This is a genomic window from Leptotrichia massiliensis, assembly GCF_900104625.1.
Classification (GTDB): Bacteria; Fusobacteriota; Fusobacteriia; order Fusobacteriales; family Leptotrichiaceae; genus Leptotrichia; species Leptotrichia massiliensis.
On the sequence record NZ_FNVZ01000004.1, the window covers coordinates 173,795 to 193,914 of the forward strand.

The 20,120-nt window shown below is 29.3% G+C and carries 17 protein-coding genes; 9 read left to right on the plus strand and 8 right to left on the minus strand.

What is annotated here, in order from left to right:
- Positions 1 to 150: 150 nt before the first annotated feature.
- Entirely contained in the window at positions 151 to 2,412 is a 2,262-nt protein-coding gene (locus BQ5344_RS02145) for a RelA/SpoT family protein (RefSeq protein ID WP_162840180.1), read from the minus strand.
- A 499-nt stretch (positions 2,413 to 2,911) separates the two neighbouring features.
- Between BQ5344_RS02145 and BQ5344_RS02150 the strand changes: the two genes are divergently transcribed.
- The 3 genes from BQ5344_RS02150 to BQ5344_RS02160 all read left to right on the plus strand — a co-directional run bounded on the left by BQ5344_RS02150 (position 2,912) and on the right by BQ5344_RS02160 (position 3,996).
- A complete protein-coding gene (locus tag BQ5344_RS02150) occupies positions 2,912 to 3,235 on the plus strand; it encodes a hypothetical protein (RefSeq protein ID WP_071123976.1) in 324 nt (107 codons plus the stop codon).
- 128 nt (positions 3,236 to 3,363) lie between these two features.
- Positions 3,364 to 3,726, plus strand: coding sequence for a hypothetical protein (locus tag BQ5344_RS02155; protein WP_071123977.1), 363 nt, complete (start codon positions 3,364 to 3,366; stop codon positions 3,724 to 3,726).
- Positions 3,727 to 3,744: 18 nt separating this feature from the next.
- Positions 3,745 to 3,996, plus strand: coding sequence for a hypothetical protein (locus tag BQ5344_RS02160; RefSeq protein WP_071123978.1), 252 nt, complete (start codon positions 3,745 to 3,747; stop codon positions 3,994 to 3,996).
- Between the two features lie 165 nt (positions 3,997 to 4,161).
- Here BQ5344_RS02160 and BQ5344_RS02165 read toward each other — a convergent pair whose 3' ends face one another.
- The 3 genes from BQ5344_RS02165 to BQ5344_RS02175 all read right to left on the minus strand — a co-directional run bounded on the left by BQ5344_RS02165 (position 4,162) and on the right by BQ5344_RS02175 (position 6,250).
- Positions 4,162 to 4,932 carry a DeoR/GlpR family DNA-binding transcription regulator gene (locus BQ5344_RS02165; RefSeq protein ID WP_021769868.1) on the minus strand — a complete coding sequence of 257 codons (771 nt, stop codon included), beginning with the start codon at positions 4,930 to 4,932 and terminating at the stop codon, positions 4,162 to 4,164.
- A gap of 133 nt (positions 4,933 to 5,065) precedes the next feature.
- Complete coding sequence (locus BQ5344_RS02170) at positions 5,066 to 5,350, minus strand: hypothetical protein (RefSeq protein ID WP_235846094.1); 285 nt, start codon at positions 5,348 to 5,350, stop codon at positions 5,066 to 5,068.
- A 171-nt stretch (positions 5,351 to 5,521) separates the two neighbouring features.
- On the minus strand, positions 5,522 to 6,250 hold the full coding sequence (locus BQ5344_RS02175) for a transaldolase family protein (protein WP_071123979.1): 729 nt from the start codon (positions 6,248 to 6,250) through the stop codon (positions 5,522 to 5,524).
- 537 nt (positions 6,251 to 6,787) lie between these two features.
- On the opposite strand from BQ5344_RS02175, the gene BQ5344_RS02180 reads away from it, so the two are divergent.
- Positions 6,788 to 7,690: a glycyl-radical enzyme activating protein gene (locus tag BQ5344_RS02180; RefSeq protein ID WP_021769866.1), complete on the plus strand. Its 903-nt coding sequence runs from the start codon at positions 6,788 to 6,790 to the stop codon at positions 7,688 to 7,690.
- A 38-nt stretch (positions 7,691 to 7,728) separates the two neighbouring features.
- Positions 7,729 to 10,131 carry a glycyl radical protein gene (locus tag BQ5344_RS02185; protein ID WP_071123980.1) on the plus strand — a complete coding sequence of 801 codons (2,403 nt, stop codon included), beginning with the start codon at positions 7,729 to 7,731 and terminating at the stop codon, positions 10,129 to 10,131.
- 167 nt (positions 10,132 to 10,298) lie between these two features.
- On the opposite strand, the gene BQ5344_RS02190 is transcribed toward BQ5344_RS02185, so the two are convergent.
- Both BQ5344_RS02190 and BQ5344_RS02195 read right to left on the minus strand, forming a co-directional pair.
- Positions 10,299 to 11,048 carry a DeoR/GlpR family DNA-binding transcription regulator gene (locus BQ5344_RS02190; protein ID WP_071123981.1) on the minus strand — a complete coding sequence of 250 codons (750 nt, stop codon included), beginning with the start codon at positions 11,046 to 11,048 and terminating at the stop codon, positions 10,299 to 10,301.
- Positions 11,049 to 11,215: 167 nt separating this feature from the next.
- Positions 11,216 to 13,423 (minus strand): PTS sugar transporter subunit IIABC, encoded by a 2,208-nt coding sequence (locus tag BQ5344_RS02195; RefSeq protein ID WP_071123982.1) that lies wholly within the window; start codon positions 13,421 to 13,423, stop codon positions 11,216 to 11,218.
- Between the two features lie 530 nt (positions 13,424 to 13,953).
- Between BQ5344_RS02195 and BQ5344_RS02200 the strand changes: the two genes are divergently transcribed.
- Both BQ5344_RS02200 and nadN read left to right on the plus strand, forming a co-directional pair.
- Entirely contained in the window at positions 13,954 to 14,364 is a 411-nt protein-coding gene (locus tag BQ5344_RS02200; protein WP_071123983.1) for a hypothetical protein, read from the plus strand.
- A 187-nt stretch (positions 14,365 to 14,551) separates the two neighbouring features.
- Positions 14,552 to 16,345 (plus strand): NAD nucleotidase, encoded by a 1,794-nt coding sequence (gene nadN, locus BQ5344_RS02205; protein ID WP_071123984.1) that lies wholly within the window; start codon positions 14,552 to 14,554, stop codon positions 16,343 to 16,345.
- 63 nt (positions 16,346 to 16,408) lie between these two features.
- Here nadN and BQ5344_RS02210 read toward each other — a convergent pair whose 3' ends face one another.
- On the minus strand, positions 16,409 to 17,065 hold the full coding sequence (locus BQ5344_RS02210; protein WP_006805735.1) for a metalloregulator ArsR/SmtB family transcription factor: 657 nt from the start codon (positions 17,063 to 17,065) through the stop codon (positions 16,409 to 16,411).
- A gap of 295 nt (positions 17,066 to 17,360) precedes the next feature.
- On the opposite strand from BQ5344_RS02210, the gene trxA reads away from it, so the two are divergent.
- Both trxA and trxB read left to right on the plus strand, forming a co-directional pair.
- Positions 17,361 to 17,672 carry a thioredoxin gene (trxA, locus tag BQ5344_RS02215; RefSeq protein ID WP_021769860.1) on the plus strand — a complete coding sequence of 104 codons (312 nt, stop codon included), beginning with the start codon at positions 17,361 to 17,363 and terminating at the stop codon, positions 17,670 to 17,672.
- Between the two features lie 152 nt (positions 17,673 to 17,824).
- A complete protein-coding gene (trxB, locus tag BQ5344_RS02220) occupies positions 17,825 to 18,769 on the plus strand; it encodes a thioredoxin-disulfide reductase (RefSeq protein ID WP_235846095.1) in 945 nt (314 codons plus the stop codon).
- Positions 18,770 to 18,863: 94 nt separating this feature from the next.
- On the opposite strand, the gene BQ5344_RS12575 is transcribed toward trxB, so the two are convergent.
- On the minus strand, positions 18,864 to 19,838 hold the full coding sequence (locus BQ5344_RS12575; RefSeq protein WP_071123986.1) for an acyltransferase family protein: 975 nt from the start codon (positions 19,836 to 19,838) through the stop codon (positions 18,864 to 18,866).
- Between the last annotated feature and the right edge of the window lie 282 nt (positions 19,839 to 20,120).

Sequence of the window (20,120 nt, forward strand, 5' to 3'; positions counted from 1 at the left end):
TAACAATCATAAAAATAATAATTATAAAAAAGAAAAACAATACTTTTTTAGTAATATTTATAAAAAACTTCAATAAAAAAAACAATATAATTATTCCTATTATTATTTTCAATTCCATTTTCGACTCCCCTTTTTATAAAATTAATCTTTTTATTTCTTTATTACATCTATTATTTCTGGCATTGATTTTAAGTTATTTGCCAATCTATCAAAATCATCTCGGCTTCTAATGGTTATTCTTAGATGTATAAAAATTCGTTTGTTCCCATTTTCTTTAAAGTTATTCGTATTTACAGTTATTAGATTCATTTTGTATTCATTTAAAATTCGGATAATATCCAACAATAATCCATTTCTATCTGAGGCTTTTATCGTGAAATTAAATTCGTATGTACTGTTGGATGAAATTGCAGATTCATCCCAATAAACATCAACTTCTCTTTCTGGCTCTTTTTTCATAAGAGAAATAAAATTATCGCAGTCAACACGATGGATCGCGATTCCACGTCCACGTGTCACATAACCACGTATTTCATCGCCAGGAAGAGGACTGCAGCATTTTGCAAAACGGTACATTGTATTTTCTGTCCCAGAAATTTTTACTCCGCCTTGATTTCGTTCCTTCTGACGATGCCCTTTTTCAGTTTCCTCCTCAAGCACCTTTTCTAATGCTTTTTCCTCTTTTACCTCAAATTTATTCATAAAGCCATCAAGTGATAAATCTCCAGTTCCAAATCTGTAAAATAAAGTTTTATTATCTCCAATGTTATATTTTTTCATATAAAGAAAAACACGCTCGTCTTCCAGCATATCCTTTAATTTAAGTCCAAGTCGATCAAATTCTTTTTCTAAAATCTGTTCCCCTTCCTTTGATTTTTCTTCAAATTCCTTGTCCTTGAACCATTTTCGGATTTTCACACGGGAACTGTGGTTGTTTACCATTTCAATCCAGTCTTTTCCGGGTCCTTTCATATTTTTAGAAGTTATAACTTCAACTTTATCTCCAGTTTTTAATACGTGATTAAGCTGAACAATCTTTCCATCCAATTTTGCTCCAATCGTTCTGTATCCAATTTGCGTATGTACTTGAAATGCAAAATCAAGTGCAGTGGAATTTCGTGGCATTTCCACAATATCGTCCTTTGGTGTAAATACAAATATCGTTTGTTTTAAAACATCTCCTGTAACTTCCTGTGCAAATTCGATTTTTTTTTCATTTTCCTTTTTATTTTGAACAGAATCTTTCAATTTTTTTACATCTGCATAAAATTTTTCATTTTTGGATTTCGATTTTTTTTCTTTATATTTCCAGTGTGCTGCAACCCCTTCTTCTGCTATTTCGTGCATTTCTTGAGTTCTAATTTGAATTTCCACATTCTGTTTATTAGGCCCTTTCACTGTTGTGTGAATTGACTGATAGCCATTTGGCTTTGGCTGTGCAACATAATCTTTGAATCTATCAAAAACAGGTATAAATAAATCGTGAATTATTCCCAGCACATTGTAACATTCATTCTTTTTCTCAACAATAATTCTTATTGCGATTAAATCATACAAATCCATAAATCTTTTTTGCTTCTCATTCATTTTCCGATAAATGCTGTACAAATGCTTTGGACGCCCTGTAACTTCACCCTTTATATTATTTTTTTTGAGTTCTATTTTTATTTTTTCAATAAATTTTGCTGTATATTCTTCCCTCTCGCGTCTTTTTGTATTTACAAGTTCCTTAATTTCGTAATAATCATTTGGATATAAAAACCTAAAACTTATGTCCTCCAATTCCCATTTTATCCTAGCCATCCCTATTCTATGAGCAATTGGTGCATAAATTTCGATTGTTTCCTTTGATTTTTCCTGCTGCTTTTCAGGTTTCATGTACTTTAACGTTCGCATATTGTGAAGCCTGTCTGCCAGTTTTATAATTACAACCCGAATGTCCTCTGACATTGCAATTACCATTTTTCTTTTATTTTCCAATTTTTTGCTGTCAGTTCTCGGTAAATTCCTAAGTTTTGTAACCCCATCCACCAACTTTTTCACATCTTTTCCAAAATTATCCTCAATATCCTCCAAAACTATAAGAGTATCCTCAACCACATCGTGCAAAAGCCCAGCTACAATAGTATCTGTATCCATTTTCATATCAGCCAGTATTTCCGCAACTTCGACAGGATGTAAAATATAATCCTCCCCGCTTTTTCTCCTTTGTCCTATATGTGACTCATACGCAAGTATATAAGCATTTTCAATTTTATTCATGTCCACATCCAGCCTATTCTCTTTAATCCTGTCAGTCAGCTGTTTAAGCAATTCGTCATAGCTCTTATTCACAATTGCAGGTACTTTGGTATCCACTATATCATCATCCGTCATCTTCCATTCATTTTTCGGCACTTTCTTTTCATCCATCTCGTATCCCATCCTCTCAGTATCAAATAAAAAACTCTTTTAAATTGTTTTATTCAATCACTTTTTCTTAAAATTATTTTACTATACATTTTAAAAAAAATCTATTATAAAGTGTGAATATTGTTAATTATTTTTGTTTTGGGATTCTAAATTATTTAAAACAAATTATTTCAAAAAGATTATTCTAAGTTTTATCTAATCAAAAAAAAAAAAAAAAAAAAAAATGATAAAATAAAAAAAAAATTAATTTTAAGGAGGAAAAAATAATGAAAAAATTATTAGTATTGCTATAGCTGTTTCTGGTATTGTTTCTACTAAATAGGATTAGGAGCAAAATTAACAATTCAATAATATCTAACAACGACTATTTATTTTAACAATGAAAGAAATGTTCCATTTATAAATAAATTTATAAAAAATCTACTATTTAAACAGGAACAAAAGAGTGTGTCTAAAAGTTATAAATCAATATCTATACTCACAATAGGAGGAAAATTAAATGGAAATAAAAAACCTAATTGATATGCCAAATGAAAAACTTAAAAGCTCTATTTATTGTATTTTTCAATTTGATTCTGAAGAAAAAATTTGTTATGTAAAGAAATTAAAAGCAAATACAAATGAAGGTGACTATAAAGAAATTGTCGATAAAATTGAAAAACTAGATGAAAACAAAGAGTCAGATTATCTATTTAGCCAACTAAACATAATTTTTAGAAAATATAACTACAACAATGAAAGACTATATAAAAAAGTAGATTCTAAATACTATTACTATTTACATGAAAAAGTAAATATTCGAGAACCTTTTAGTAGATCTTAATAACAATTTACTTAAAATCTTGGTAAAATTAACATTTTTGTAATTTCAGCTTTTTAAATTTTATTGATTTATAGCTTTCAAACACACTCTTTTATAAAATAAAAATTATAATTTTAGGAGGTATCAACGTGAAAAAACTTATTTTTGTAAGTCTTCTATTAATTTCAAGTTTTGTATTTGCATCCGGAAATTTTACAACCAATAATACCTATTGTGTTAAGCCTAACGGATTCAATGATGAATTAGTCTCAGATGATGGCGGGAGGCTAATTGCCTATGCTCAATGTTATCATAGAGGGCAAGCACTTGGCCCAAGGGTAATATTTTTTGAATATCTTGATCCAGCAACTTATTATGCAGTACAGTATATGGAAAGCCAGTATCTTTATTTTAAAGATAATAATACCATTTATATTAATGATGAATTGACTAAAGCAGCTGGAATAGGTATAGAGTTTTGGCAATATAGTGGCGACCTTACATTCAAATAAAAAAAGGAGTGATAAATTATGAAAAAAATAATGATTATGTTAGGAATTTTAATTGGAGCAGTTTCTTGCACAAGCACTAATGGAAGAGTATACAAAACAGCAAGCGGAAGTGTTTACAGAACTGTATGTGCAAGCAGATATGACTGCACTGAAGTACAAATTGAAGCACCCGATTTCTCTAAATGGTATGAAGGAGAAATGTCTGAAGAAGAATATGTAAGAAGACATCCAGAATATAGAATAACCGATGAAGAATGGGAAGGATTATAATTATTAGCGTTTTGTCAACTTTTTAGGCTGACTTATAATTGATAAATTTTATAACATAACAAAAAGCCAAATTTTTACATCTGGCTTTTTTTCAAATATATAAAAATTTATGATTTATAAAAAACTACTTAAAACTAGATAATATGTTAAAAACTTTCTAATAAATTAGAAAATTTCCACTTCAGATTTATCGAATATTTTTTTATAACTTTCCAAAAAATCTTTTTTATCTTTTTCACAAATAAATGTATCAAAATCAGATAAATTACTAAATTTATAATTTCCTAAAATCCCCAATTTTCTGTATTCAGTTGCTAAAAATATCTTTTTTGAAATATTCATTATTTCTTTTTTTGTATTTCCGTCGTTTGCTTCAAAATTCATCACTTTTCCAGCTTCTAAATCTATTCCTGCACTTCCAACAAAGGCTTTATCCACGTTGTATTTTTTTATGTAATTAATTGCTTCTATTCCAACATTTCCACCAATTTCCTTGTTGTATTCACCACCTATCATAATTATGCTGATTTTTGAATTTTTATTAAAATGTGTTGTTATGCTAGGCATATTTGTGATAAGGGTTATCTCTTTTTGAGAGTTTGCAAGATATTCTGCTGCAATATAGTTTATGCTTGTAATATCAAAAAATACTGTTTCCCCGCTTTGAATATTTTCTATTATTTTTCTTGCTATAATTTCCTTTGGCTTTGTTCTATTTATAACTCTTTCTTCAAGAGTACTTGAATGTGCAAGTTCTTTTAGCAAGATTGCACCTCCATGGGTCCTTTTGAGTTTCCCTTCCTGCTCCAGCCTTTTTAAATTTTTTCTTATAATAACTTCCGAAACATCAAATTTTTCTGCCAAATCAGTAACTTTTACTTTTTTTTCATTTTTTAAAATTTCAAGTATTTTTTCTAGTCTTTCATCCAAAAACATATAAGTTCTCCAATACTTTTTTATAGTTACCTAAATTATACCAAAATTCATTTAATATTTCAAAGTTTATAATTTTAATTTATAGAAAATATGAAAAATTAAAATTTATAACATATGTTATTTATAAGGAATATTATTTTATATTATTAAACTGACTAAATAATCTTAACATAGCTTTTTCATTACCCCATGCCTGCCTTATATCATTTGAATCTAAAATTCTGTAATGTTGTGTAAATGAATTTCTTTGTAATTTCCACCCATTAAATTCTTTTAGAGTTAACCAAAAAACTTTTCCACCCATCGTTTGAAATGGAATATTTGGAAAAGACACATCTAACTCATTTAATTTATCAACCACATCTGGTGCATTTTTTATAAGTTCTACAAATCCTTTTATCAACAATTCTTCATTCATTAAAAAACCTCCAATTATATGCTATAAAATATCTTTTTAATAATTTATAACTTATACATTTTATTTTGTCAAGTATTTGTATTTTTTTTTAATATTAAAATTTTAAATTCAATTTAAACTTTTATTCTCTTTTTTCTTTGCAATTTTTTAGAACTAAAGACTTCTAAATATTTACTTCAACAAATCAAGCAATGTTTTTTCTCCATAAACTTTTTCCCAGTCTGAATTAAATGTATCCATACTCCAGTCTGTGTAAGGATGATAAATTAATTTTTCAAAAACGTCTGGAGCTACTGTTACAGATTTTGACCCAGCCAGAATAGTTTCGTGAACTTGTCTTACATTCTTAAACGAAGCTCCTAATATTTTAGGTTCAAAGATTCTTTTGTACCGTGCCAGTTTTTCCTCATCAGTCTTTTTAGTCATTTCAAGAATTTTATAGGCATCTTTTACAATTTCAATTCCATTTTCACCAATGTTGTCAGAACGGTTAATATACGGTGCCATATATTCTGCCCCTGCTTCTGCTGCCATAATTATCTGCTGTGGTGATAAAATACCTGTTGCAGTTATTTTATGACCATCTTTTGATAAAATCTTCATAGCTTTTATTCCTTCAGGCGTTACAGGAATTTTTGTATAAAAATTTTCTCCAAAAGTATCACGCAAAAGCTGTACTTCTTTTACTATTATTTCAGCTGTACTTCCCACAGCCTGTGCATGCACAATCTTATCTTTTCCAATAATATCAAAAATATCGTTTATAATCTCTTTAAAATCTCTTTTTTCCTTGGCAATAATAGTAGGATTTGTAGTTACACCTGCTATTGGAAAAATATCACTGATTTTTTTTATACTCTCCAAATTTGCTGTATCAATAAAATATTGCACTCTCATCATCCTCTCTCTTTTTTTATTGAAATAACAATTTAACATTTTAATTAGTTTCGTTTTATTTCGATATTATTTTAATACATAATTTAAGAAAAGTCAATGCTTTTTTTCAACTTTTCTAAAAATTTTGATTGAATAATTACTTTCTTTATGTTGTATTTATTACGTAAAGAAACAATCATAATATGAAAAAAACAACGACAAGAGCTAGTTGAATTTGAACTGGCTTTTTCTATTTTTATTTACATATATTTTAGTTTATTTTACTAAATTATTCTACACAATTAATACTATATCAAAATCGTATATAATATAATTTTTATCTTATTTCAATTTATATTCTCTTCTAAATATTTCAAATTAAAAACAACTTCAAAACTAACAAATCTATTTCTTATTTATAAATTAAATTAACTTTCACATTTTATATAAATTTTTTTATAAAACTATTGACAAATTTTCAAAAATAGGGTAAAATCGAAATATAAAGAAACAAAATGAAACTTCAGAAACAATTTTTAAAAGAAAAGAGGTGTAGAGGATGTGAAAGCTTTGGTCACAGATATTGAAAGAGGAGCTACATTTGACGGACCAGGAATTAGAACTGTTGTTTATTTTAAAGGGTGTCCGCTTAGATGCCTGTGGTGTTCTAACCCTGAAACCCAAAAAATTGAAAACCAATTTTACTGGGATTCAAGAAAATGTACAAAATGTGGAGATTGTACAAAGGTAGAAAACAGTTCCATCACTATAAATAAAGATAACTTCTGGAATTATAACCGTTTTTTATGTGAAGATTTTGATACTCCCTGCCGTGTATGTCCAGTTGCTGGTGCATTAAAAAAAGTTGCACAGGATATGACAGTTGAAGATGTATTTAAAATTGTGATGAAGGATGAAAAATTTTATAGAAACTCTGGAGGAGGAGTTACATTAAGTGGTGGAGAAATACTTGTAAATGCAGCATTTGCAACAAAATTATTTGAAAGATTAAAAGAAGAATATATAGATACTGCTATTGAAACAACTGGTTTTGGAAGTTACAGGGAACTTGAAACTCTTGCAAAATTAACTGATACAGTATTATTTGACATTAAACATATGGACAGTGAAAAGCATAAACAGTATACTTCTGTTACAAATGGGCTAATTTTGGAAAATCTTACAAAACTTTCAAAATGGCATAAAAAGATTATTATGAGATTTCCCTTTATAAAAGGAATAAACGATGATGAGAAGAATATTCACGAAACAGCAAAATTTTTGAAAAAATTAAATTTACTGGAAGTAAATATACTGCCTTATCATACAATGGGACTTGAAAAATATAGAAAATTGAGAATGCCATATCCGATGAAAACACTTGAAAAACATACACAGGAAGAACTCGATAATGCTTTACAAATAATGAAAAGTTATGGATTAAAGGCAAAACTGAATGGATAAAAAATTTAAATAAATAATAAAATTTGGAGGATAAGATAATGAGAGAATTTGTTTTAAAAAGTGAAAGAGTAAAAAAATTAAGAGAATCGGCTTTATCAAAATTTCCTGGTGTCAGTGTCGAAAGAGGAAGACTTTTGACAAAAGCATACAAAGAACATGAAGGAAAATCAAAATACATTGTTCGTGCTTATGCAGTTAAAGAAATTTTAGAAAACATGACAATATACATAAAAGATGGAGAACTTATTGTGGGAAATCAATCTGTTGATGAAAGAACGGCACCTCTTTTTCCAGAATATGCAGTGGATTGGATTGTTGATGAAATTAAGGAAAAAGGAAACTTTGACCATAGAGATGGAGATAAATTCAGAATTCCTGAAGAAGAAATTACTGAACTTTTGGAAATATGTGAATGGTGGCGTGGAAAAACATTAAAAGATAGAGCGCACGCTCAGATGCCACAGGAAATAAAAGAAGCTGGAATCGCAAAAATTATTCACGGTGAAGGAAATATGACTTCTGGTGACGGACATATTGTACCTGATTTTAAAAAGGTTTTGACAAAAGGACTAAAAGGTGTAATTGAAGAAGCTAAGGCTTCTATGGAAAAAGTAGACATTACAGTTTATGGAGGGTACAATAAAATTGATTTCTTAAAAGCTGTAGAAATTGTAGCACAGGCAACTATTGATTTTGCTCATAGATTTGCAAATTTGGCAAAGGAACTTGCTGAAAAGGAAACTGATCCACAAAGAAAAGAAGAATTACTTCAGATTCAGAAAAACTGTCTAAACGTACCTGAAAATCCTGCTCAGACATTTTGGGAAGGAGTACAGGCAATCTGGTTTATTCATTTAGTAATTCAGATTGAAAGTAATGGACATTCAGCTTCTCTTGGAAGAGTGGATCAATATTTGTATCCACTTTACAAAAAAGATGTACTGGAAGGCGATTTAGACAGAGAATTTGCAAAAGAAATGCTGCAATGTCTATGGGTAAAACTTTACTCTGTAATAAAAGTCCGTTCAACTTCCCATTCTGGTTACGGTGCAGGTTATCCAACTTATCAAAATGTTACAATAGGAGGATCGACTCCAAGCGGAAAAGATTCTACAAATGAATTAAGCTATTTAATACTGGAAAGTGTTGGAGAAAACAAGCTTACACAACCAAATCTATCTGCAAGATTTCATATAAATTCTCCAGAAAAATTCATCAGAAAATGTGCAGAAGTGGCTGCAACAGGTTATGGAATGCCTGCAATGCATACAGATGAAATAATAGTTCCCGCATTGTTAAACAAAGGCGTAAAAATTGAAGATGCCTACAATTATTCAATGGTTGGATGTGTAGAAGTGGCTGTTCCTGGAAAATGGGGATATAGATGTACAGGAATGACTTTCTTAAACTTTGTAAAAGCAACTGAACTTGTATTAAATGACGGTTATGACGCTAGAACTGGACTTCAATTGCTAAAAGCTGGAAAATTGACTGACTATGAAACTTATGAGGATTTATGGGAAGCATGGAAAAAATATATGAAACACTATACAAAACTATCTGTTGCACTTGATGCATTGTCTGATACACATTTAGAAGATTTTCCTGATATTTTATTATCAAGCCTTGTTGATGACTGTATTGGAAGAGGACTTTCAGCAAAAGAGGGTGGAGCTGTTTACGACATTATTTCAGGACTTCAAGTTGGAATTGCAAATGCCGCAAATTCTCTTTATGCACTAAAAACTACTGTTTTTGATAATCAAATCCTAACAAAAGAAGAAGTTTACAATGCTCTACAAACAAACTATGAAGGTGAAAATGGGGAAAGAATCAGAAAAATATTATTAGAAGTGCCTAAATACGGTAATGATATTGATGAAGTGGATGAATTTGCTACAAACATCTACTGGACATACATTGATGAAATTCAAAAATACCATAATACAAGATACGGAAGAGGACCAATAAACGGTGGTTATGGAGTTTCAACATCTGGAATTTCTTCAAATGTGCCAATGGGAACAGTGAGCGGTGCCACTCCAGACGGAAGATACGCTTATACTCCTGCAGCAGAAGGAGGTTCTCCAACTCAGGGAACTGACACAAACGGTCCAACAGCAGTATTAAATTCTGTAAATAAATTGCCAACTCTGATGATTACAGGTGGACAGTTATTAAATCAAAAATATTCACCAGAATTGGTAAATACTGCAGAACAGTTTGAAAAATTTGTAAATGTAATAAAATCATTTATAAGTTCAAAAGGATGGCATATTCAATTTAACATTATTTCAGGAAAAACATTAAAGCAAGCACAAGTTGAACCTGAAAAACATAGAGATATAATAGTAAGAGTTGCTGGATACTGCGCTCAATTTGTTACACTTGACAGAACTACACAAAATGATATTATTTCGAGAACTGAACAAAGAATATAAATATGTATCTTTTTAGATAATTTTTATAGATAAGTTTTCTCTTTATACAAGAAGCTAGCAATTTTGGCTTCTTGTATTTTTTTATTTTTTATAAGGAAATTAAATTCATATTTTTTAGGTATTTACTGATATATTTGATAATTTTAAAAGAGGCATCAGCCTCTCAATTAAATACATTCTATTCCTATTTTTTCATATTCTTTCAGAATCTCTTCTGATACGCTCTTATCTGTTATAATTGTCGTAACATCTTCCATATCACATACTTTATAAGGCATTATTACATTAAATTTATTTGGTATAATTAACGTCACAACTCTACTTGAAGACTTTATAAACTGACGTTTTACACTGACTTCCTTTTCATAAGGGCTTGTTATTCCCATAACTGGATGAATTGCATAGGCTCCCATAAAACAAATATCTGGATAATATTCCTTTATCTGCTCCACCGCCAAATCTCCCACATTGGTCATAATTTTTTGAAACAAATTCCCTCCAACCATTATTATTTCTATATTTTTATGATTAGAAAGTTCACTTGCTATAGTAAGGCTGTTTGTAATTACCGTTAGTGACAAATTAACAGGAATTGCCCTTGCAAGCTGCAAATTTGTAGTACTTCCGTCTATTGCCACTAATTGGCCATCTTTTAGAAGTTTTACTCCTTTCAATGCCAGTTCATATTTTAATTCGGGCTCAAAATTTTCCCTTTCTGTGTAGTTCAAAGCATATCTGTTTAAAGGCAATGCTCCTCCAAAAACTCTTTTTAACAGTCCCTTCGAATCCATTTCAGCGAGATCTCTTCTTATCGTATCTTCAGAAACTGACAAATCAATCGCAAGTTCTCCAACTACAACTTTACCTTTGTTATTAAGTTTCATTAAAATTATATCTTGTCTTTCATTTTTCAGCATTTTATCATATCCAATCTTTATGTTATTTTTTATTCTATCGAATATTAGAAAATTTTTCAAGAAAAACTTTTTATAAATTTTAATTAATATCCACTAAAATTATTACGGACTACAATTCAATAATGTATAAAAAACCTCTATATTATTATAGAGGTTTATTATACTGATTATTTTTTAGTTATAAATATAACAGTTTCTTCTCCAGCTTCCACATTTCCAGCTTTTTCAACTTTTATACCATATTTTGCCTTGTCTACATTTAAGAAAGTTACAGGTGAAATTAATGAAATTCCTGCTTTTATTATCGCATTTCTATCTAATGTACCAATTTTTTCGCCTTTTTTAACTGTATCTCCTATTTTCTTAAATAATTTTATACCCTCGCCATTTAATCCAGATGTTCCAAGTCCAACATGTATCAAAATATTATGTCCAAATTTATCCTGTATAATAAAGGCATGTTCTGTTGTATAAACATTTACTACTGTTCCGTCAGTTGGAGCGATTATTTCATCGCCTTCAATTTCTATCGCAAAACCATCTCCAAGAACTTTTGTATTAAAAATTTTGTCACTAATGTTTTCAATATCATAGATTTTACCTTTATATGGAGCAATTATCTGATTTATTGCCTCTAACGATTCATAATTTTCATTCACACTGTCTTCACTCAAGTTCAAAACATTCAAATCTATATTTCTTCCTGATTTTTCTTCTGCAAATGAAGCTTCCATACCGTGTTCTTTTATTTTTTCAATATATTCTGTCAAATTACTTTTAATAACTGACACAGTTGGTCCATATACAACTTGAATTCCACTGCCTTTTTTGATAACTCCCATTGCTCCTGTACGCTTTAATGCCGCTTCATTTACTAAATCCATATTATTTACACGCATTCTCAGTCTAGTTGCACAGCACGTAACATCACCAAAATTATCGAGTCCTCCAAGCCCATCTATAATTGCCTGTGAAACTGTATCTTCTGCTACTGCCCCTTGTTTTCGGCTGTCTCTCATAGTATTGTAATCATCTTTTGTATATAATTTTGTATCTTCATCATCGTCTTCTCTTCCTGGAGTTTTCAAGTTCCATTTTTGTATAACAAATTTAAAGAAAAAATAATAAAGTACAAAATATATTACAAATATCGGCAATAATCTAACCCAGTGTGTTTTTGAACTTCCCGGCAAAATTCCATATAATGTGAAGTCTATTAATCCGCATGAAAAGGTTGTTCCTATCGCTATATCAAGTATTCTCATAAGTGCAAATGAAATTCCCGCAAAAATACAATGAACAACAAATACAAAAGGTGCTACGAATAAAAATGTAAATTCAATAGGCTCCGTAATCCCTGTAAGAAAACTTGTTAAAGCTGCTGAAAGTAACAATCCTCCAACTATTTTCTTTTTATTTGGTTTTGCACAATGGTACATTGCAAGAGCTGCTCCTGGAAGTCCACCCATCATAAATGAATATTTTCCTGTCATAAATTTAGCCGCATCTATACTAAAACGTGTAGTATTTGGCGATACTAATTCTGCAAAGAATATGTTCTGTGCTCCTGAAACCATTGCTCCGTCTATCATTGCACTTCCACCCAGTCCTGTTTGCCAGAATGGAATGTACCAGATGTGATGAAGTCCAAAAGGTATCAATATTCTTTCCATAAATCCAAAAATAAATATTCCAATGTCCCCCGAACCTGTTACAACTCTTCCAATTGAGAATATTCCCTGTTGAATAACTGGCCAAATCGCAAAGGAAATAAATCCTACAACAATATAAGCAAACGTACATATAATCGGCACAAATCTAACTCCTGAAAAAAATGATATTGCCGCAGGAAGTTTTGTCTTATAAAATCTATTATGCAAAAATGCAACTCCAAGTCCTACTACAATTCCCCCAAATACTCCCATCTCAAGCGTTTGTATACCAAGCACGGAACTTATCGCACCATCCAACACTTTTTCCGAAACAGTCCCATCAGGTAAAATTTTTCCGCTAAATACCAATAATGTTTTAATCGTTGTGTGCATTATTATAAACGAAAGTCCAGAAGAGAGGACTGCAACCCCTTTCTCCTTTTTCGCCATTCCCAATGCCACTGCCATCGCAAATATCAAAGGCAAATTAGCAAATACTGCAAGTCCAACGTTATTCATTACAGTAAGAACATAATTCATAGGTGTCCCTTGTGCAAGCAATCCATCTAAATGATAAAATGCTATTGTCTTAGGATTTGTAAATGAGGCACCTAAACCCAACAATAATCCAGCAACTGGTAAAATCGAAACTGGCAGGAAGAACGCTCTTCCTATTGTCTGCAACGTAAGAAAAATCTGATTTTCTTTCTTGTTCTTGTTCATAACATCCTCCAAATAAAATTATAATATTAAATTTTTCAAACTGCTCTAAAATTTATATAACTTCTATATTTTGTGCCACACTATTAAAATTTTTTATCTATTTTAAAGCAGTTATCTATTATTTTCAACTATTTTTATTTTCTAACTAAACATTATTTTTAGTTTCAATTAGTTTCACATAATTCCTTTTTAATATTATAACTTTAATTTTCACAAAGTCAAGCATTTTTTTGCATTTTTTCGCATATAATTTATGAAAATCTCAAAGTTTTTTTATTTTTTTATTAATTTATGCTGTTTTTTGCCTTTTTTCTAATTGCCTAAAAAATAAACACCTTTATTTTAGGAATATATATTTTTAGTATATTTTTTTAAATTTCAAAAAATTTATGTGCATTTTTTTAAAATCAGGTTATAATATAATGATATCATTTTAAAACTAAATTCAAAAGTTATGAACACATCATACAAAATTCTATTTTAATGAGTTGAATATAGTTTTTTGAATAAAAAAGAAAGGATGGTTATTTATGAAAAAAGTGGCAGTGTATTTATTTTTAATGGTGAGTATAGTTTCGTTTGGAAATATAAAAGATCCGTTTACAGATAAGAAATTTGACTACACTTTTAAAAATGTTCCAGAAATATTTCCAGGAGACTTTCGGTGCAGGTTTATTATAAAACAGGTATTACTTCGTTCATTTCACGAAGACAATAAACATACAAAAATGATAGATACATTTAATTCTTCATTAAGTACTTACGGAAGAATAATACAGGAAGAGGGATTATTCGTGAATGAAAAAAATCCTATAGACGTTACGACAAAATATTATTCAAAATACTGCACGATTCCAAAGCAAGAATGGCTAAATGATTTTGGATCTCCATCATTAAATAAATATTTTGATTTAATAAGAGAAAATTATTTAGATAAATAAATTATAATAAAACTACTTTAAAACTGAATTTAAAAGTTATCATTTACTCAATCCCTAAGTTTGTTTAATTTTTACCGATTCAATTTTCAAGAAGTTTGAATATACTTAAAAATATTAAATTATTCTTGATTTTTTTAAAAGTCAGGATATAATCATATTGAAAAATAAAAAATTTTAAGGAGGAAATATGAAAAAATTAATTTTATTAGGACTCGCTGCAGCTATAAGCATATCAGCTATGGGAGCAACTAGAAAAAAAACTGCTTCAAAAAGCAAACTTTCTGCTAAAACATTGGAGCTGAATTTAATACACATTAATGATCACCATTCACATCTTGAAGAAGAAAAAATGGACTTAGTTCTTAATGGGAAAAAAGTTACTGTCAATGTTGGTGGAATGCCAAGAATGATTCAAAGAATCGCAGATTTAAAAAAATCTAGTAAAAATAGCCTAGTATTGCACGCAGGAGATGCTCTTTCTGGAACATTGTATTATACTTTGTTTAAAGGAAAAGCTGATGCGGCACTTATGAATGTAGGACATTTTGATTTATTTGCTTTGGGAAATCATGAATTTGATGATGGTAACACTGTTTTAAAAAACTTCCTTGATGAATTGAAAATACCAGTAGTTTCAGCGAATGTTGTTCCTGATAAGGGAAGCATATTGGAGGGAAAATGGACTCCTTATGTAATTAGAAAAATAGATGGACAAGATGTTGCCATTGTAGGATTAGACGTAGTAGGAAAAACCGTCGAATCTTCAAGTCCAGGAAAAGATATAAAATTCCATGATGAAGTTGAAACAGCTAAAAAAATGGTAGCAGAACTCCAAGCCAAAGGACTTAATAAGATAATTTTCTTATCACATGCAGGATACGAAAAAAATCTTGAAATCGCTGAAAAAGTTTCTGGAATAGATGTTATTATTACGGGAGACACTCACTATCTATTGGGAGAAAGTTATACAGAATATGGATTAAAACCTGTTGCAGAATATCCTAAAAAAATAATGTCTCCAGCAGGAGAACCTGTATATGTTGCAGAAGCATGGAGCTACTCTCATCTGGTAGGAAATATGAAGGTTAAATTTAATGATAAAGGTGTAATAACTGAACTAAAAGCAGAGCCTACAATAGTTATTGGTGATAGCTCATTTGAAGTTAAAAATGATAAAGGCGAAAAAAGCGAACTTCAAGGAAAAGAAAGAGAAGATATTATCAAATATGTAAACAGCCGTAAAGATATAAAATTTGTAAAAGAAGATCCAACTGCACAGAAAGTTCTTGAAAGATATAAAAAGGAAAAGAACGAGCTTGGTAAAAAGGAAATAGGAAATATAACACAGGAAATCCCTGGTGGATCAGCAAACAGAATTCCTAATGATAAAAATCCTGAGGGATCTTTAGCTACAACACTTGTATCTGAAACAGTTCTACATATGCTTAAAAATATGGGAACAGGGAATATTGATATGGTAATAATGAATTCAGGAGGAACAAGAATATCTTTAACTCCAGGAAAAATTTCATATGACGATGCATATACACTGCTTCCATTTACTTCTAACACTATCTATATTCTGAAAATGAATGGTGCAGAAATAAAACAAGTAATCGAAGATGCATTGAATTTTGCACTTGATGGAGGATCTTCAGGAGCATTCCCTTATGGAGCTGCAATAAGATTTGAGGCAACTAAGGCGGGAACTCTAGGAACAAGAGTTAAAAAAGTGGAAGTACTTGATGCGAAAACAAATAAATGGATTCCAATTGATGCAGGAAAAACTTATACTGTAGGAACAAATTCATATGTTGCGGCAGGAAAAGACGGATATGCAACTTTTGGTAAAATTACTTCAACTCCTGGAAGAGAAGGTGTAAATACACATTTAGGTGTTGAAACAGCATTTATAAACTATGTTAAAGAGAAAAAATCAGTTGGAAGACCTGAATCTTCAAATGTAAAATTTAAATATTAAAAAAATAGAGACTGTCTCAAAATTTTTTTGAAATAGTCTCTTTCTTATTTTTTAAAATCAAACTCAAAAATTATCATATTTTTTCCAATCATAATAACTTTGATTCAAGCTGTAAGCATGAAATCCATTATCATTCAAAAATTTGGAAGCAAGATTTGCATAAGCACAGTTTCGCCCTCTACAGTAAACAATTATTTCCTTGTTTTTAGGTAATTTTTTCAGATTTTCCTCAAGGTTTTTCATTGGAATATTTATTGCGTTTTCTATATGGCTTGAATTAAATTCATCTTCTGGACGTAAATCTATTATTAAAGTTTCTTTATTTTTTACCATTTCGTAAGCCTGCTCCAAAGTAATTGGACGGATTTTCATACAACTATCATTAAATTCATTGTGTATCCGCTGAATATCTGCCAGTTGCTGCTCTCCTACCCCAATCAGAAGATACACCAAGTCAATTATTTGTGTATTTGCGATTTCATAAACAACATAATTCCCCTTTTTTTCACTAATAACTAAGTTTCCATCCTTTAAAATTTGTAAATGTCTTGAAGTGTTTGCAATGCTCATTCCCGTTTCATTTGAAATACTTTCCACAGTTTTTGCTCCTTGAACTAGCAAATCCAATATTTCGATTCTTTTTTCACTGGACAGGCATTTTCCTATTTTTGACAATCCTGAATATAGGCTATTTTTATAATTTTGACATATTTTATCCATTTAATTCAGCTCCTTTTTGCTTTCTTTATTTATACTAAATCTCTTTAAAACCAAACTTAAAAATTATTATTTTGATCTACAAATTCACTTAACCTTGACTAGATAGATATTAAATTTTGATATATTTTCAAAATTTTATAATAAAAGTATTGACAATTTATTTTAAATATGATACTATTCAATTACTTGATTGAATAGTTGATTTTCTAAAAACAGTATAACACAATTTTTTTAAAAAATAAACTATAAATTATAAAACTTAACAAAATGATTTTAAGAAAGAGGTTGATGTAAAATGGCATTAAATTTAAATAAAGATAATTTTGATCAAAGTATTTCAAGTGGAGTAGCTCTAGTAGATTTCTGGGCAGAATGGTGTGGACCTTGTAAAATGCAACTTCCTATTATTGAAGAATTTTCAAACGAAATGGAAGGAAAAGCTACAATTGGAAAAGTAAATGTAGATGAAGAATTGGAATTAGCACAATCTTTTGGAATCCAAAGTATTCCTACATTAATCTTATTCAAAGATGGAAAACCTGTTAAAAAATTAGTTGGATTACACTCAAAAGAATCACTTTATGAAGAAGTAAACCAAGTATTATAAAACCAAAAATACGTTATTTAAAGATATATTTATTTATAGAAGAAGTCTAGCGATTGTTTTTTCAATTTTGCTAGACTTTAATATTAAAAAAGAAACTTTGTGATTATGATCTCTTAATCATAATTTATAAAAAAATCACTAAAAAAGGAATGATGAAAAATATGTATGATTCAGTAATTATAGGTTCAGGTCCAGCAGGACTGACAGCCGCAATTTATTTAAGCCGTGCAGGATTAAAAAATATAATAATAAATGGAATGGAACCAGGTGGACAATTGACAACCACAACAGAAGTTGAAAATTTTCCTGGATTTCCACAAGGAATTTCAGGTCCGCAGCTAATAGAAGACATAAAGGCTCAATCAAAAAATTTTGGAACTGAATTTCTACAGGCAGTTGTAAAAGATATTGAAAATGTAGAAAATAATGGTAAGAAAACATTTAAATTACATTTGGATAACGGAAATATCATAGAAGCAAAAACAATAATTTTATCAACAGGAGCGAGTGCAAAGTATCTTGGAATTGAAAACGAAAAGGAAAATATTGGAAGAGGAGTTAGTGCATGTGCCACTTGTGATGGATTTTTCTATCGTGGAAAAGATGTTGTTGTAATTGGCGGTGGAGATACTGCGATGGAAGAAGCTGTCTTTTTAACAAAATTTGCCAACAAAGTTACAGTTATTCACAGAAGAGATATGTTACGTGCCTCAGCAATTATGCAAAAAAGAGCAAAAGATAACAACAAAATTGAATGGAAACTAGACTACACTCCAAAAAAAGTACTGGCTGATGAAAAAGTTACAGGAATAGAGCTTATAAATAACAAAACAGGCGAAACTGAAACTTTAACAGCAGATGGAATTTTTGTAGCAATCGGAAGAACTCCAAATACAAAATTTCTTGAAGGTAAAGTAGAAATTGACGAAAGAGGCTATATTGTAACAAAAGGAAAATCTTCAAAAACAAGTACTTCTGGAATCTTTGCAGCAGGAGATGTTCAAGATGGCAGATACCAGCAAGCAATTATTGCGGCAGGAAGTGGAGCAATTGCAGGACTTGATATAGAAGAATATTTAAGAGAAAATGATTTATAATTTTTAAACTCTAGAAAATAAATATTAAATAAAAAAGAATATGTACCGATAAACTGAATAATAAATATTACAAAGTTTATAGGTACATTTTTTATTATATATATTTTTCACACAAATATTTATAAAATTTATTTTCTATTAGATATTTTGTTAAATTTGCCATGAAAAACACCATAAAAAGGTAAATTGTAAAATCAGTATAATTTTTAATCTCACCTACAAATTTTTCAAATACAATATACAAGGGTCTATGAAGTACATATATTGAATAACTTAGTCCACCAAGATAAATAAAAAATTTATTTCTTAAAAATTTACTGAAAAAATAATTATCTAAATATAAAAATACAATCAAAGGAACAAAAAATAAAGCAATAACAGTAGAATTATAAGGTATTAATTTATTATATGGTATAAATAATAAAAACAAAATATAAATTATTGTAAAAAATGAATAAATATTTCGCTTTTTTATATTTTTTATTTTATCATAAAGTAACATACCAAGAGAAAAAGTACTAATATACATTAACGGATTATATTTTATAAATTCAAGTACTGTTCCACTATTGGAATTTTGTTGAAAAAGATAATTATAAAAATAATAAACATAAAAATTAATAATTATTACAAACCATACAAAATACTTATTTCCACGAAATTTTAGTAATACAGGAAACAAAAGCAGTAAGAAGGTCAAAACAGACAAATACCAAGCTGATGAATTATAACTTAGGGATCTATTAAATATCCAAGACTGTACTAAAAGAAGATTGTAGATAATTGTTCCACGAAATTTTAAAGTTAATAAAAGTGACAAAAAATAAACTGGATAAAATTTAAAAAATCTTGTCTTATAAAATACTTTTGCATCAAAAAACTTAGTTGAATAAACGTATGTTAAAAAAAATCCTAAAAGCAAAAAAAAGAAAAATACCCAAACAATTCCATATTCCATTAAAAAAGGCAATTTGGGTAGAGAAAATGAACTGTGTATCCCTAAGTGATAATATAGAACTGACAATGCTCCAATAAATCTAAAAATCTCAAATTGACTGTATTTTTTCATAATTTTCTCCTTCCTGTTTTCAAAAATTGTATTTAAAAAATTTTATTTTGATTATATCACACTTTCCTAACAATTCAAAGGATTTTCAAAAATAATTTTTTTTGTTCTGAAATAGTATGACAAATATAAAAAAATATAGTATAATATAGTATGTTCAAACTTATTTAAAATTACACTAATAAAAATTAACCAAACTTAGGGATTGGTTAGAATAGTTATCACTTTTAAATTCAACTTAAAGTGATTTTACTAGATATAATAAGTTTAAGTTTAATATCCAAA